Here is a 541-nt window from a genome sequence, read left to right on the forward strand (position 1 = left end):
CCGCCGGCGTCGCCAAGGCCCACAAGCTGTCATCAAACGAGAATCCGCTAGGGCCCTCGCCGAAAGCGATCGAAGCCGCGCGCGAGATTGCCGGCAAGCTCGACATCTATCCCGACGGCACCGCCAGGCGGCTGCGCGAAGCGATCGCCGAGGTGCATGGCCTCAACCCTCAGAACATCATATGTTCCAACGGTTCCGACGAGATTCTCGGCCTGCTGGCGCAGACCTATCTGGCGCCCGGCGACGAGGCCGTCATCACCGAACACGCCTTCATGGTCTACAAGATCTACATCCAGTCGGCGGGTGCCGTTCCGGTGACGATCAAGGAAACAGATGAGCGCGCCGACATCGACGCCATCCTGGCCGCGGTCACGCCGCGCACCAAGATCGTGTTCCTCGCCAATCCCAACAACCCGACCGGCACCTATGTGCCGTTCCAGGAGGTGCGCCGGCTGCATGCCGGCCTGCCCAGGCACGTGCTTCTGGTGCTCGACGCGGCCTATGCCGAATATGTCCGCCGCAACGACTATGAGGCCGGCAT

The 541-nt window shown here is 64.1% G+C and carries 1 protein-coding gene; it reads left to right on the forward strand.

The features are described 5' to 3' along the window. A partial coding sequence (locus tag EN893_RS37195) for a histidinol-phosphate transaminase (protein ID WP_128362320.1) occupies positions 1 to 541 on the forward strand: 541 nt, incomplete at both ends.

The sequence above is a fragment of the Mesorhizobium sp. M7A.F.Ca.CA.004.04.2.1 genome (genome assembly GCF_004022825.1).
Taxonomy (GTDB): Bacteria; Pseudomonadota; Alphaproteobacteria; order Rhizobiales; family Rhizobiaceae; genus Mesorhizobium.